A 14,078-nucleotide genomic window follows, 5' to 3' on the forward strand; every position below is an offset into this window, starting at 1 on the left:
ACGATTTAGCTAAGTCTCTTGGATCAGACTTGTGATCAAGAGACAGCTTTTTAGCGCCTTTTTTATTAACTTTCTCAACCTCAATGTATTTTTAACCTATCAGAAATTCCTCAACGTCTTCTTTTATATCGGTATAATCATCATCACTTAAATCCAAAGACAGCATCACATCATCTCGAAACGCATACCAATCCGCACAACTTCTGAAATGCTTTATTTCGAACGTAAAATTTTCTGCAAGTTTTAGAATCGCCATAGTCTGTTTTTCTAATTCTGATTCGCTGTCTTGAAAGAACATCGCATCGTGATGACGTAAAATAATTTGGCAAACACGTTTTGGTAAATGCCAAGAGCTCGCTAAGTAATATCCCACTACTGTGTGGTTAGTTGGATACTGTTGCTCTTCATACTGCATTAACGTGTGCTCGGGTCGCTGTGCTGCTTTTGACAACACATCCCCATAATCATCAAACCTCATTGCCATTGCAGGAATGCCGGCATCGTGAAATAGGCCAAGTAATTGTAAGTCTTCAATAGGCGTTTGTGCGCGAACTTTCTTACCGATCAGCATCGCCACTTGAGAAATTTCAGATGCGCTATCCCAAAAACGCTGCAAAGAAATACAGCTATCATTTTGATCAAACGCGCTTTTCAATAAGTGCCCTGTCACTACTTGAGTGATGCAATTCATGCCAAGGAACATAACGGCCTGCTTAATGTCCGTAATGGTTCTTGACATACCATACGCCGGCGAGTTTATTACCTTCAACACGGCCGCCGAGGTAGCTACATCTATTGAGATGATATCGGCAACTCGGTTTAATTCAGGCTCATCTTGATTTAATTCATTTTGCAAACTCTGCAAAATCTCAGGCTTAGCAGGGAGATTAAATCCAGATCGTAAATCCGCTAGAACCTTGTCATCAATATCTATCATAGGTCAACAATCGGGTGGCTTTGATTTTAGTGTAGTAGATGAAAATTACCCTGTCGCCACTATTTCAAAATCCATCACAATCACCGGGAAGTAACGTCCAATCAGTAAACAATATAGGGCTTTCAGACAGTCTTATTTTTAAAGAATCTAGCATGCTCTTGGTATTTTTGAGTGATGCCATATTTGCTATCCAGTTTGGTACAGCGCCATTGAGCTTGGCCTGCGCTATATAAGTGATGTTCAGGCCGGAGGAAACTTCTAAAAATACCCAATTGATATCTATGTCTGTGATTTGCAAACGTGACATAGTCCCACTTTTAGTTTCTACAGAACGTACTTTCAAAATATATTGATGTTCGCCTAATTGGCTAAAGCAGGACAGTGTGAGCATCTCTCTATCTGCAACAGGCCAAGGAAGATTCAACTTAGTATGGACAAGGGATTGATGTGATTCAGGTTGTGCTAATAATGTGACTGATTGCACATTGCTGACCCATTCAGGAATAGACTCAGTGTCGGTAAGCACATTGATAACCGACTTCGTTGAAGTATTTTCTAACCTAGCTTGTCCTTTAACTTTCGCAAGCCCATTTGGTAGTTCCTTATAATGAATTTCTAGCCAATCATTAGATTTATACAACGTCCATGACTCACTTCCATTCGCAGTGCTCATGGTTGCGGCGCACATTAATGCGCCGACTAAACAACTTCTACCAGTATGGCTCACAATTAAGCGAAGCATGTCGGCTCTGCTCCATCGCGCTGATTAAGAAATCAGCTTTTTGTTGAAGCCAAGTCAGGATTTCTACAAAAGAGGTCTCTTTTTGTCCTTCACATAACTGTTTTAGGTAATGCAATGTTTCTAATTCATGAATACCAAATACGATGTCCACCCAAGGCGCTCTAAAGTCATGCCGTTGTGGCGAATCATACAAGCTACCAAAACAATTACCGCTCAGCAGCATCTCTTCTAGCACTCCCCTACCCTGCAAATACTCTCCCACAGACAGTGATTTGCTTTCAGAAAAGGTATTGCGCAAACTCTTCCAATCTGTATCAAAAGTTCTTTTAGCTTTCGACTTTGCACTACTTTGCGCAGCTTTTATAGCTTGTTGATCCCAATTCTGACGCCAACTTTTTTCCAGTAACCAGCGCGTTAAATCGAGTATCAACTTGTTGTATCTAGAACAGTGAAACAAATCTTCTAAGTCAGTTGGAGTTGGCTGTACATCTTTAAGGTCATTGATCACTTGCGCCAATTCTGGTGCACCATTAATACGTTTGTAATACGCATGACGCTTGGACGTGTAGGTTTTTAAATAGCTTGCGCTTTCAACCCACTGAAGTTCACCTAACAGCCATTTAAGTTCTTTCTTTAGTGACTCTGTTGACTCCTTCGCAACGAAGTCATCAAACAACCAAAAAGCATGCCTGATCAGTTGTACTCCATCAATGATTCGCTTCAGCGCTTTTAGCGTCGGTTCATTGACATAGCATTGTTCGTGTTTTTGTACAAACTCAATCGCGTAGTTCACTGTTGCAATCAGTGCTTGCTCCTGAGTACAATCATCGGCCAACGGCACGAAACCAATCGCTTTATCGACCGTCAATGGTAAGTTATCTGCCAGTCGATAACCCCTTGCCGCTTTCGAATAAAAGCCCAACCTCAGACCAATATGAGAGAGTAATTGTTCGGCCAGCTTAAACAAGTCACTTCTATCACCTTCGACCAACTCGATTTCTAGTTCACAGATCTGTTCTGTTTGGCCTCTAGCCGAAATCTCACCTTTATCTAAAACAACCTCAATTTTACCGCCGTTGTTGGTTTCAATAAGCCAAGTTCTGCGAATAAAGTTAGTGCTAAATATAGGGTATAGATTTTGCGCTATTGATTCCAAACGCATGCCCATTGGCCAGATATTGGCATTAAAAGCAAAAATATCTGGTTTATTACCAGACAACGGTAAATTATATTCTGGACGTTGATGAAGTCCCCCAACGACTTCTCCCGAGAGCTTAATCGTCTGCTCACAATTGTTATCAGCACATCTTGTACGCAGACCGATATCTAATGCGCGCAATTCTCGACTTGGAGAATCATAGTAGGCATTTTGAAGGTTTTTTGCTGGCTTATTATTTACCCGCTTTGCAAATTGTGTGATTAAAGCCGGGATCAAGGGAACTTCATTATCTGAAACCAAAAACTTCAGTTCTATTTCAGTGTCCATTAGGGCGAGATTTACCTTTGTAATTTGAGAACAACCAAAATATACAAAGGTATCCACATTTGCAATCTTTTTACTCTTACAGCGACCTAAATGCACTAAAAATTACAGAGTGTTATCATCTTAGATATATATGTCACTATCAATCCAATCAGCAGGTCAATTTAGCCAGATTTCCCTTAATCAGAGCGCTAAATACATAATCAACATAATAATATATCAAACATACCAATTAGCGATTGATTACATATGTGCTAAAAGCGCCTGTTTGTGCTTTAAGCGCTTGCCAAGCGCTACTTAAATCCATACTATTTTGATAATTGTATATAAAACTTAAAAATAAAGGCTCGCGAATGTTCAAAAAGCTCGCACTGCCACTTTTGTTTGTTTTTACTCCTCTTACGTTGCATGCACAAGATTTAGAAGAGGCAAACCTACAAGAACAAACGGCACAGCAAAGCACGCCTAACGGCTATATCGTTGATAACCTCTACTTATACGTACATTCGGGTCCAGGTAAAAACTATCGCATACTAGGCTCCGTCGAAGCAGGAACCGCGGTGACAATTACGAATGAACAAAATAATGACTTTGTCCGTATTATCGACGATAAGAACCGTAGTGGCTGGGTAGAATCTAAGTTTGTAACAGCTGATCCGGGTCTCAAGCAGCAAGTCAACGATCTGACTCAGCAGCTTGCTGTGTCACAAGAGCAGTTGACAACTTTGCAAACAACAATGCCACAGTTGCAAAATGATTATGACTCGCTAGAAACACAAAATAGCGAACTGCAGAAAACAATAAGAGATTTAAATCAGCAAGTCGAACTAGAAGCTCAACAGAACCAAAACAAAGTAGAGCGAGAGCAGCACCAACTTTTGACATATGGCGGTGCAATCGCCTTAGGTGGTGTTCTGCTAGGAGTGATACTCACCTTACTACTGTCTCGTCGTAAGAGGTATGACGGCTGGAGTTAATAAAAAAAACCCACTTTGATATGAAAGTGGGTTTTCATCTAAAGTACGAGTATTAATAGAGAAAAGAAAAAAATAGCGCCCAACGAGAAAAATATACATCCTACATCAGCGAAATACTTATCTAAAAGTAACTCTTTTAATCTTGTATCATCTAGATTGTGTAATTTGTCTTTAAGTGAAGGCTTTGACAGATTAAAAGCAAACGCTTCTGCCTGCCCAATATCAAACCTATCTACTGAAAGCTCGTAGTAAAAATTTGGGTAAGAAGAAGATAAGTAATTTTGAATTATCATCAGTTTATTATTACTTGCTCTTCGACAATAAATCCCTCCCATAAAACTACATATAATTAAAAACAGATACCCCAAGTATCACCTCCTTGCCATTGACGATACCTGTCCCCATTAAAATAACAAAATAATCAAAAATCAAGCTTTATTTTACATTTAAATGTACATAACAACCGAAAATAGATTATTTAATCTTGAGCAATTCCACCTCAAAAATTATTAGAGAGCCAGCACCTATCTTTCCCGCAGCACTGTCTCCATACGCAAGGTCCGGATGTATGAATAAACGAAACTTATCGCCTTCAACCATCAGTTGCAACGCTTCTGTCCAGCCTGTAATCACCTGCTTTGGACTAAACGTAAGCGCTTCGCCTCTGTCTACCGAACTATCAAATACCATCCCACTGAGCAAGGTGCCATGGTAGTGCACCGTCACTGAATCATTTATAGATGGTGAGGCACTGCCCTCACCTTTGTGAATAATTTCATACTGCAGCCCACTTGCAGTTGTGATGACGCCTTCTTTCGAGGCATTTTTTGCTAGAAACTCTTCTGCATCAATACGGTTAATCTGCGCTATTTGTTTTTGCTTTTGATTACCACTGTAAATGAACCATGCAAGCCCTAAAGCCAATACAGTGACAATAATACTCGTTACTGACATATCTACCTCTATTAACCTTCTTCCGAAGTGTCTTTATCTTCACCATTTACGACTTGTGCAATTTGCTCTAGCCTATTCAACGCTCGCTGATTTATTGAACCTTCAGGGTACGCACCAGTTTGCGTGTCACCAGCTGGTACTCCCATTAACAGCTCTAATGCTTCATCCACATTTTTCACTGCATAGATTTGAAATTTGTTGGTTCCAATCGCTTCAATAACCTCATCTTCTAGCACTAAGTTAATCAAGTTAGAATGCGGAATAATAACGCCTTGTTTGCCAGTCAGCCCACGCATTTTGCACAGTTTAAAGAACCCTTCGACCTTTTCATTCACACCACCAACCGCCTGAACTTCACCATGCTGATTAATTGAACCTGTGAGCGCTAATGATTGATCAATAGGAATTTGAGTTATCGCCGAAATCAGTCCACACAATTCAGCCAAAGAGGCGCTATCGCCATCTATGTATCCATAGCTTTGCTCAATCGCAATATTTGCACTTAAAGTCAAACTGAAGTTTTGCGCGTACCTGTTGCCTAGATATCCAGTTAACAACATAACGCCTTTAGAGTGAATTGATTTACCAAGTTCAGCCTCTCGCTCAACATCAATCACGCCATCGGAACCGGCATACACAGTCGCGGTTATCCTCGCAGGGTTACCAAATGAGGTGTCGCCAATATGTAATACGGTTAAACCATTCACTATACCTACAACTTTACCCTGAGTCGCAATTAACGTATGACCCTCTTCGATATCACTGAGCATATTTTCACTCAGCTGCCCTGTTCGATATTGCTTACCGACAAGTGCTTCATTGATGTGGTGTGCATCAATTTCATCTTCATCGTCTTGTTTAGCGTAGTAACTCGCTTCTGCAACGAGCTCTAGCACATCTGCAAACCGTGCAGATAACTTACTCTGATGCTCTGCTTGGCGATAACTAAACTTTAGCAGTCGCGCTAAAGCTTCTTCTGATAAGCTGCATTTGAGCGTTTGCTCACAATAGTCCTGAACCTTGGACACGAACTGATATTGTAGTCTGTCACTTGAAGGCAAGTAATAATCGAAGTCTGACAAGACTCTAAATAACTCTCCGAACTCCTCATCATATTCGCTAATCGTGTAATACAAATCTCTGGAGCCAAGCAAAATAATTTTTACATCCATCGGGATTAACTGGGGCTTGAGAGTAAAACTGCTACCAACCGAACTGTCTTGGTATGGTAGATCATTTTTTATTTGGTGTGTCTTTAACGACAGCTTCAACCCATCCCAAACCTGTGGTGATGAGATCACCTTGTCCGCATCCATTATCAAATAACCACCATTTGCTCTGTGCAAAGCACCAGCTTGAATAGAGCGATAGCTAGTGATCAGAGAGCCTTGTGCGCTTTCATACTCAATTTTGCCAAAAATGTTACCAAAGGTCGGGTTTGGCTCATAAACGACAGGAGCAGGCGCGCCTTCTTTGTACTCAATTAAGATGTTTGGTGCAAAAAAGTCCGTCAGCATCCCTTTCGCGTCAAAATCGTCTTTTTGCTCTTCGGATGCTGCGGACTCGTCATCAAGCCAATCCAAGACCGCTTCGACAACTTCTACTCTCAAGTCTTTTAAATATCGAATTACGCCAATATGACTCGCATATTTGTGCTCAAGCGCTTTGAGTAATGGCTTGGTAGCAAGCTCAATAGTGGTTTTTTTAAGCTTTCGCAGCTTCTCTGATGACTCGCGCTTCCAACGTGGCAACTCAATGAGCGCCTCGATGAGTCCATCTTCCAATTCATCTATTGAATCGTAAAACTGCGCTTGTACTTGCTCTTCTAATGCGGCGAATTCATTGTCATCTAATTGCTTACCATTGATAACTGGAGCAAAACTCACTACACCGTTTTCTTCCATCATGACAACGCTTTTCTCTATTGCCATTTGTTCGACAGCGGCTAGCGCCGCGTTGTATTTATTATCAAAGTCTCTATCTATCGACTTTTTCTTACGCTGATAACCTGGGTTATCAAATGCTGCTGGAAAAGTATCCACAACCTCATCTAAAAGTGCGTCAACATCATCTGCGAGTTTGCGACTTTCTCCAGGTTGCATGAACATGGTAATTGGCTCACGGTGATCTTCGTAGTTATTAACGTAAAGCCACTCTTTAGGGGTAGGTCTAGATTTACTGTGTGCTTCGAGTTTTTCCTTTACCATTGTAAAGCGCCCAGTAGCAGCCTCTCCCATTACAAACACATTGTAACCGGGTAAGTCCATACCAAGTGCAAAATCTAAGGCGCTTTGCGCACGCTGCTGACCTATGAAGGGCAAAGACTCTGGGTAAGGGTTTTGCATGCACGAGCGAATGTGTTGCAAAGAAACACTCGGTGCGAGTTGCTCCGAGAGAAGCGGCTTTATTGTCTTAGTCATTCCTGAATTCTTTATTGTTAATACCCGATTGATAACGAGTTTTTAGGGGGTCAGCGCCTTACGATTGAAACTACCGTGTCCACACTCGCTACAAGCTGTGATCTCAAAGGCGTGATATATATCAATTTTATTCCCGCAATTCTTACATACTAATTGCCCCAAAGCTATCCATTCACCTTGTTTATAAACTCCATCATGTTCAAAATCAGACATTAGCGCTTGCCACTCCAGTTGAGTACGATCTTCGAGGTAAGCCAACTCGTATAATATGGATGCTTTAAATTCTTCCCAAGCAACTCCCTCATAATGCTCATGGTGGTTATTAATATGCTCCAAGTCACGCTTGAAATAGTGACGGTAATCATTGATTTTGTTTTGTCCGAATTCTCGCCACTTTTCCTCTTCTTGAATGAAGTTGTCCACGAGTTTTTTCAACTCATGCTCTTTAATATCTTTCATCCAAGTCGAAAAATCGCTTAGCCACTGCTTATAATCAGCCATTGCGCCTCCTTATCAAGCTCCCCAATTAACTTAAGGATTTGATGGGTTAAGTTTGGCACTCTCATTCAGTTAGTAATCAATGTAAAATCAACACTCTCGATATCAAAGTGATACACGCTTACATTAGACACATATACAGAGAACATCACACTATTAAGAGTATAGAACAGTCACCCAAAAGAGCCATTTTCCGTGCTCTGAGGCCACATATATCCAGTCTGCCAAATGGAAACCGGCATTTCTGCCAAAAAACTCACAATTACTTGCAAAATGACCATATGGAACTGTGATCAGGTCAAGTTTTCGGGTATGCTATTGGCCAATTTTTATTATTAGTTTGCAAGAAGTCTGGAAACGTCAATGCAAGAGCAATACAACCCACAAGAAATCGAACCCAAGGTTCAGTCCTATTGGGAAGAAAACAAAACATTTAAAGTAGTCGAAGACGAAAACAAAGAAAAATACTACTGCTTATCTATGTTCCCTTACCCAAGCGGTCGACTCCACATGGGTCACGTTCGTAATTACACAATCGGCGATGTGGTATCACGCTTCCAACGTTTGCAAGGTAAAAATGTCATGCAGCCAATGGGCTGGGATGCATTTGGTCTACCAGCAGAAAACGCAGCAATTAAAAATAATACTGCACCTGCTAAGTGGACTTATGAAAATATCGATTACATGCGTAATCAATTAAAGCAACTTGGATTTGGCTACGACTGGGATCGCGAAATTGCTACCTGTCACCCAGAATACTACAAGTGGGAACAATGGTTCTTTACCAAACTTTATGAAAAGGGTTTAGTTTACAAGAAAATGTCTACCGTAAACTGGGATCCAGTTGACCAAACTGTACTTGCAAACGAGCAAGTAATTGATGGTCGCGGTTGGCGCTCAGGTGCACTTGTGGAACAAAAAGAAATTCCGCAGTGGTTTATTAAAATTACAGACTATGCACAAGAGTTACTTGACGATCTTGATAAACTAGAGCACTGGCCTGAACAAGTCAAAACCATGCAGCGCAACTGGATTGGTCGTTCTGAAGGCTTAGAGATTGACTTCAAACGCGCAGACAATGGCGAACACTTCACGGTTTATACAACTCGTCCAGATACTTTTATGGGTGTTACTTATGTTGCAGTAGCGGCTGGGCACCCAATCGCGTTAGAAGCGGCAGAAAACAATACAGCAGTTGCAGAGTTTGTTGAAGAGTGCAAAAACACCAAAGTGGCTGAAGCTGACCTTGCGACTATGGATAAAAAAGGCATCGCGACAGGCTTTACAGCAGTCCACCCTCTAACAGGGCAAGAAGTGCCGATCTGGATCGCAAACTTTGTACTGATGGATTATGGTTCTGGCGCAGTGATGGCAGTACCAGGACACGATCAGCGTGACTACGAGTTCGCAACTGCATACGGTCTTGAGATTAAACAAGTTATCAGCGCAGAAGAAATTGCAGATTTAGAAAACGCCGCATTCACTGAAAAAGGCGTATTGGTTAATTCTGGTGAGTTTGATGGTCTAGACTTTGACGCTGCATTCAACGCGATTGCAGACAAATTAGAAGGTCTAGGTGCAGGCAAACGTAAAGTAAACTTCCGTCTTCGTGATTGGGGGGTAAGCCGCCAACGTTACTGGGGTTCACCGATCCCAATGCTAAACAAAGAAGATGGCTCTGAGCTGGCTGCAACCGAAGACATGTTGCCTGTTCGTTTGCCTGAAGATGTCGTTATGGACGGCGTAACATCGCCTATCAAAGCAGACCCTGAATGGGCAAAAGCAACCGTAAATGGTGAGTCTGTATTCCACGAAACAGATACCTTTGATACCTTTATGGAATCGTCTTGGTATTACGCACGTTACTGCAGCCCACGCTACGATGAAGGGATGCTTGAGCCTGGTGCTGCAAATTACTGGCTACCAGTTAACCAGTATATCGGTGGTATCGAGCATGCAATTCTACACTTACTATACGCTCGCTTCTTCCACAAGTTACTACGTGACTTTGGTTTAGTTAACTCTGATGAGCCATTTGAGCGTTTACTATGTCAAGGCATGGTATTGGCTGAAACCTATTTCCGTAAAGACGAAAAAGGTGGTGATATCTGGATCTCACCATTGGATGTAGAAACAGAAAAAGACGACAAAGGCAGAATTACAAAAGCTTGGCACAAAGGCGACGAAGAGCCAGTCATCTCTGCAGGCATGAGCAAGATGTCTAAGTCTAAGAATAACGGTATCGACCCTCAAACTGTAATTAAACAGTACGGTGCAGATACAGTTCGCTTGTTTATGATGTTTACAGCACCACCAGAGCAAACGCTTGAATGGTCTGACTCTGGTGTAGAAGGCGCACAAAGATTCTTGCGTCGTATCTGGAAATACGCAGTAGACGTTAAGAATGCAGGTGCATCAAGCCTAGATTTAGCTGCGTTAAATAGCAACCAAAAAGCGCTTCGTCGTGAAGTACATAAAGCAATTGCTAAAGTCACCGATGACGTAGAGCGTCGTCAGACATTCAACACAGCAATCGCAGCTATTATGGAACTTTCTAACAAGCTTGCAAAAGCGCCGTTAGAAGACGCACAAGATATCGCGCTGGCGAATGAAGCACTTAATGCAATTGTTATCATGCTGGCACCAATTACGCCGCATATGTGTCATGAGTTGTGGGAGCAACTTGGCCATGAGGGTGACGTACTTGATGCAGCTTGGCCGCAAGTAGACCAAAGTGCGCTTGTAGAAGATGAAAAGCTCATTGTTGTGCAGGTGAATGGTAAACTTCGTGCCAAACTGACAGTGGCAGCAGATGCGACTAAAGAGCAAGTTGAAGCACTGGCATTTAGCGAAGAAAACGTGACTAAATTTACCGATGGTAAAACTATTCGTAAGGTTATTTACGTGCCAGGTAAATTACTCAACGTGGTTGCCAACTAATGGTCGCCTTTACGCCGCGAGTAAAAATAGCAGCAAGCCGTCGTGGCTTGGCTGCTTTGCGTGCGCTACGAAATGGACTGGCAATGTTGCTGGTCTGTTTCTTAATCACAGGTTGTGGATTTCACTTAAAACAGGCTTCTTATTTGCCTGAAGACCTACGAACACTGCAATTAACTGGTGATGATCAAAAGTCAGCGTTGTACGAACAACTAAAATACGAATTACAGCGTTCTCAAGTTAAAATCGATGAGGCCGACAGTGCTACACACACTGGCCCTGCGCCGGAGCTGCACCTCTATAAAGACTCTCTTAGCAGACAGACTCTTAGCCTATTTTCAAATGGTCAGGTAGCACAGTATGAACTGGCGTATGTCGTTTCCTATCGACTAACTCGACCTGGCCGAGAACCTTATGAGCAAAGCTTTGAGTTATATCGCAACTATCAAGACGACCCAAACAACTCGCTTGCCAAATCAAAAGAATTAGAAATCATTTTGAGTGAAATGCGCAAGCTAGCCACAAAACGAATCCTTCGAGAATTGTCACAACTCTAATGCGCTGTTATGCAAATCAATTAGCAGGCCAATTAAAACAAGGCCTGCAACCATTCTATATCATTTTGGGCGAAGAACCTTTTCAAGAGGGAAACTGCGCGTTAAGCGTACGCAAAGCTGCTAAAAAACAAGGCTTTGATGAAGTTATCAAGTTTGCGATTTTACCTGGCTTTGACTGGCAAGAACTCTTAGCTCAATATAACAGCATGTCACTTTTTAGCGCAAAAACGCTCATTGAGCTGGATTTAAATCAACAAAAGCCTCCAACACAGGGCACTGCTATCCTCAAAGAGATAGCCAGCAATATCAACCCAGATGTCATCTTGATTGTAAAAGGCAACAAAGCCAGTCAAGAAATACAGCGTACAGCTTGGTTTAAGGGCCTTGAAAAGAGTGGTGTATTCGTTCCCTGCTATCCACTAACAGGATACCACCTAGAAAAATGGCTCGACGAAGAGTGTAAACGTCTCAAAGTCAACTTAAAACACGATGCAAAACGCAGCCTATTAGCCGCCACTGAGGGGAATTTGCTGGCAGCTTCTCAGGAATTGGAAAAGCTATCCTTACTATACAAAGACAATCTGATTGATCAGCAGCAATTAATGAGTGGTCTACTGAATCAGGCGAAGTTTGATATATTCGATTTAAATGAAGGGCTGTTAAAAGGCAACCCCGGGTATATTATTAAAATTCTCAACAAACTTGCCGCGGATAATGTGGAGCCCACCAGCGTTGCTTGGACACTTCAGAATCAAGCAAATGTATTGTTGACCATTAAACGCGGAATGGTTAACGGGCAGCCCATTAGCCAACTTTTCAAACAAAACAATGTCTGGAAAAATCAGCAACAAGTTACCCAGCAAGCACTTGATCGAATTACCATTGCTCAACTTGAAAAAATTATCACTCTGCTCGCACAATATGATTCTGCCTTCAAACGTAATGTGCTTGTGGCACCTTATCAAGGCCTCGCTCATATTGCTTTAAGCTTTTGCCAATCACTCCCCTTTGTCATACCTTACGAAGGTGCACATGAAGAGCGTAATAGTGGCGTGTACAAATCATGATAGCAATATTTGGCGGCACGTTTGACCCTATCCACCTTGGCCATCTCAATATGGCCAAACATTGCACTGAAGAGTTATCGCTTGATCGACTGCACTTTTTGCCAAATGCTGCACCTGTTCATAAAAAAGGGCCGGGAGTAAGCACCCAACACCGTCTTGAGATGTTGCGTATCGCGATAAGCGGCAACCCTAAATTTGCACTGGATGATAGAGAATTAAAACGCGTCGAGCCTTCCTATTCAGTCCTCACATTACAAGAGTTAAGAAAAGAGCATCCATTACAGCCAATTGTGTTTTTAATGGGTATGGATTCTTTTAATAGCTTGGATAAATGGCATCAATGGGAAGAAATTACTCAGCTATGCCACATTGTTGTATATCGCCGTCCAGGAGACGAGTACACTGCAACCCCTGCCCTGTCGTCTTTTTTAAAACAGTCTCAAGCTCGCTCCCCAGCAGAGTTGCATGATTGCCTCTTTGGTAAATGTTATTTTCTCTCCGGAGCGCCTTTTTCAGCCGCCTCCAGTAAGATAAGAAAAGCAATAAAATCAGGGGCAAGTGTGGAACCTTGGCTCTGCCCTAATGTCCTAAACTATATAGATAAAAACAAACTGTACTCTGATTAGTATTTAAATGGGCTTGGGAAATATAGAGAAAAGCGTGTTAGAATTACGCCCTTATTTGTAAGTATATGTAGCAAAGAGATTCTGATTTGGATTCAAAACAACTTTTAGACTTCGCCATCGATAAAGTCGATGATATGAAAGCCCGTGATATCGTTCAATTAGACGTACGTGAAACCTCTTCAATAACTGACTATTTAGTGATTTGTTCTGGCAACTCAAAGCGCCATGTCCAATCAATTGCTGAGCATGTTGCAAAAGAAGCTCGTCATGCAGGTGAAACACCGCTTGGTCACGAGGGGCAAGATGCCGGTGAATGGGTGCTAGTTGACTTGGGTGATGTGGTAGTTCATGTCATGCAGGATCAGACACGCGACTTTTACGACTTGGAAAAGCTTTGGGGATAGTGTGAAAATCCAGTTGATTGCTGTAGGCACCAAGATGCCAGCCTGGGTGGAAACAGGCTTCAAAGAGTATCAGCGTCGTTTTCCAAAAGATATGCCACTGGAGCTGATTGAAATTACAGCTGGTAAGCGCGGAAAAAACGCTGATATTAAGCGTATTTTGCAGCAAGAAGGTGAAAAAACGCTCTCAGCAATTCCTAAAGGAAACCGTGTTGTCACTTTAGAGGTCACAGGGAAGCCATGGGATACACACCAACTTGCGAACAATATGGAAAAGTGGCAACTTGATGGACGTGATGTCAGTTTGCTAATCGGTGGACCCGAAGGTCTAGCACCAGAGTGCATTGCGGTATCTGAACAGAAATGGTCGCTCTCAAACTTAACGCTACCACATCCACTTGTCAGAATTGTAGTCGCTGAAAGCCTGTATAGAGGCTGGAGCTTAAATAATAACCACCCTTATCACAGAGAATAATAAT

13 protein-coding genes are annotated in these 14,078 nt (G+C 42.1%); 7 read left to right on the top strand and 6 right to left on the bottom strand.

The features are described 5' to 3' along the window. Positions 1–91 precede the first annotated feature (91 nt). The 3 genes from N482_RS20730 to N482_RS20740 form a co-directional block, all read right to left on the bottom strand. Positions 92–937, bottom strand: coding sequence for an HDOD domain-containing protein (locus N482_RS20730; protein WP_063378880.1), 846 nt, complete (start codon positions 935–937; stop codon positions 92–94). Positions 938–1,001: 64 nt separating this feature from the next. Then, entirely contained in the window at positions 1,002–1,679 is a 678-nt protein-coding gene (locus N482_RS20735; RefSeq protein WP_063378881.1) for an START domain-containing protein, read from the bottom strand. Continuing rightward, positions 1,648–3,165 carry a CYTH and CHAD domain-containing protein gene (locus N482_RS20740; protein ID WP_063378882.1) on the bottom strand — a complete coding sequence of 506 codons (1,518 nt, stop codon included), beginning with the start codon at positions 3,163–3,165 and terminating at the stop codon, positions 1,648–1,650. The genes N482_RS20735 and N482_RS20740 overlap by 32 nt, the downstream gene beginning before the upstream one ends. Positions 3,166–3,515: 350 nt before the next feature. Between N482_RS20740 and N482_RS20745 the strand changes: the two genes are divergently transcribed. Continuing rightward, the gene (locus N482_RS20745) at positions 3,516–4,139 is read left to right on the top strand and encodes a TIGR04211 family SH3 domain-containing protein (protein ID WP_063378883.1); all 624 of its coding nucleotides are present in this window, start codon (positions 3,516–3,518) and stop codon (positions 4,137–4,139) included. Positions 4,140–4,613: 474 nt separating this feature from the next. Here the strand turns inward: N482_RS20745 and N482_RS20755 are convergent, their stop codons facing one another. Genes N482_RS20755 through N482_RS20765 form a run of 3 tightly spaced genes read right to left on the bottom strand, consistent with a single transcriptional unit; the run spans position 4,614 to position 8,014 of the window. Beyond that, positions 4,614–5,093, bottom strand: coding sequence for an FKBP-type peptidyl-prolyl cis-trans isomerase (locus tag N482_RS20755; RefSeq protein WP_063378885.1), 480 nt, complete (start codon positions 5,091–5,093; stop codon positions 4,614–4,616). Between the two features lie 11 nt (positions 5,094–5,104). After that, positions 5,105–7,513: a Lon protease family protein gene (locus N482_RS20760; protein WP_063378886.1), complete on the bottom strand. Its 2,409-nt coding sequence runs from the start codon at positions 7,511–7,513 to the stop codon at positions 5,105–5,107. A gap of 42 nt (positions 7,514–7,555) precedes the next feature. Then, positions 7,556–8,014 (bottom strand): zinc ribbon-containing protein, encoded by a 459-nt coding sequence (locus N482_RS20765; RefSeq protein ID WP_063378887.1) that lies wholly within the window; start codon positions 8,012–8,014, stop codon positions 7,556–7,558. Between the two features lie 360 nt (positions 8,015–8,374). Between N482_RS20765 and leuS the strand changes: the two genes are divergently transcribed. From leuS to rlmH, 6 genes are all read left to right on the top strand, one after another. Further along, a complete protein-coding gene (leuS, locus tag N482_RS20770; protein WP_063378888.1) occupies positions 8,375–10,951 on the top strand; it encodes a leucine--tRNA ligase in 2,577 nt (858 codons plus the stop codon). Positions 10,952–10,998: 47 nt separating this feature from the next. Then, a complete protein-coding gene (gene lptE, locus N482_RS20775; RefSeq protein ID WP_063378941.1) occupies positions 10,999–11,505 on the top strand; it encodes an LPS assembly lipoprotein LptE in 507 nt (168 codons plus the stop codon). Next, the gene (gene holA / locus N482_RS20780; protein WP_063378889.1) at positions 11,505–12,572 is read left to right on the top strand and encodes a DNA polymerase III subunit delta; all 1,068 of its coding nucleotides are present in this window, start codon (positions 11,505–11,507) and stop codon (positions 12,570–12,572) included. The genes lptE and holA overlap by 1 nt, the downstream gene beginning before the upstream one ends. After that, on the top strand, positions 12,569–13,198 hold the full coding sequence (nadD, locus tag N482_RS20785) for a nicotinate-nucleotide adenylyltransferase (protein WP_063378890.1): 630 nt from the start codon (positions 12,569–12,571) through the stop codon (positions 13,196–13,198). Before holA ends, nadD begins: the two co-directional genes overlap by 4 nt. 86 nt (positions 13,199–13,284) lie before the next feature. Next, complete coding sequence (gene rsfS / locus N482_RS20790) at positions 13,285–13,602, top strand: ribosome silencing factor (RefSeq protein ID WP_063370839.1); 318 nt, start codon at positions 13,285–13,287, stop codon at positions 13,600–13,602. 1 nt (position 13,603) lies between these two features. After that, positions 13,604–14,074, top strand: coding sequence for a 23S rRNA (pseudouridine(1915)-N(3))-methyltransferase RlmH (rlmH, locus tag N482_RS20795; protein WP_063378891.1), 471 nt, complete (start codon positions 13,604–13,606; stop codon positions 14,072–14,074). Positions 14,075–14,078 lie beyond the last annotated feature (4 nt).

Source organism: Pseudoalteromonas luteoviolacea NCIMB 1942, assembly GCF_001625595.1.
Lineage (GTDB): Bacteria > Pseudomonadota > Gammaproteobacteria > Enterobacterales > Alteromonadaceae > Pseudoalteromonas > Pseudoalteromonas luteoviolacea_A.

Excerpts from the sequence above, each read along its gene's own strand:
- N482_RS20760 (WP_063378886.1), bottom strand. The coding sequence starts at position 7,513 with ATGACTAAGACAATAAAGCCGCTTCTCTCGGAGCAACTCGCACCGAGT.
- holA (WP_063378889.1), top strand. The coding sequence starts at position 11,505 with ATGCGCTGTTATGCAAATCAATTAGCAGGCCAATTAAAACAAGGCCTG.
- nadD (WP_063378890.1), top strand. The coding sequence starts at position 12,569 with ATGATAGCAATATTTGGCGGCACGTTTGACCCTATCCACCTTGGCCAT.
- N482_RS20740 (WP_063378882.1), bottom strand. The coding sequence starts at position 3,165 with ATGGACACTGAAATAGAACTGAAGTTTTTGGTTTCAGATAATGAAGTT.
- N482_RS20765 (WP_063378887.1), bottom strand. The coding sequence starts at position 8,014 with ATGGCTGATTATAAGCAGTGGCTAAGCGATTTTTCGACTTGGATGAAA.
- N482_RS20755 (WP_063378885.1), bottom strand. The coding sequence starts at position 5,093 with ATGTCAGTAACGAGTATTATTGTCACTGTATTGGCTTTAGGGCTTGCA.
- N482_RS20735 (WP_063378881.1), bottom strand. The coding sequence starts at position 1,679 with ATGCTTCGCTTAATTGTGAGCCATACTGGTAGAAGTTGTTTAGTCGGC.
- N482_RS20745 (WP_063378883.1), top strand. The coding sequence starts at position 3,516 with ATGTTCAAAAAGCTCGCACTGCCACTTTTGTTTGTTTTTACTCCTCTT.
- N482_RS20730 (WP_063378880.1), bottom strand. The coding sequence starts at position 937 with ATGATAGATATTGATGACAAGGTTCTAGCGGATTTACGATCTGGATTT.
- leuS (WP_063378888.1), top strand. The coding sequence starts at position 8,375 with ATGCAAGAGCAATACAACCCACAAGAAATCGAACCCAAGGTTCAGTCC.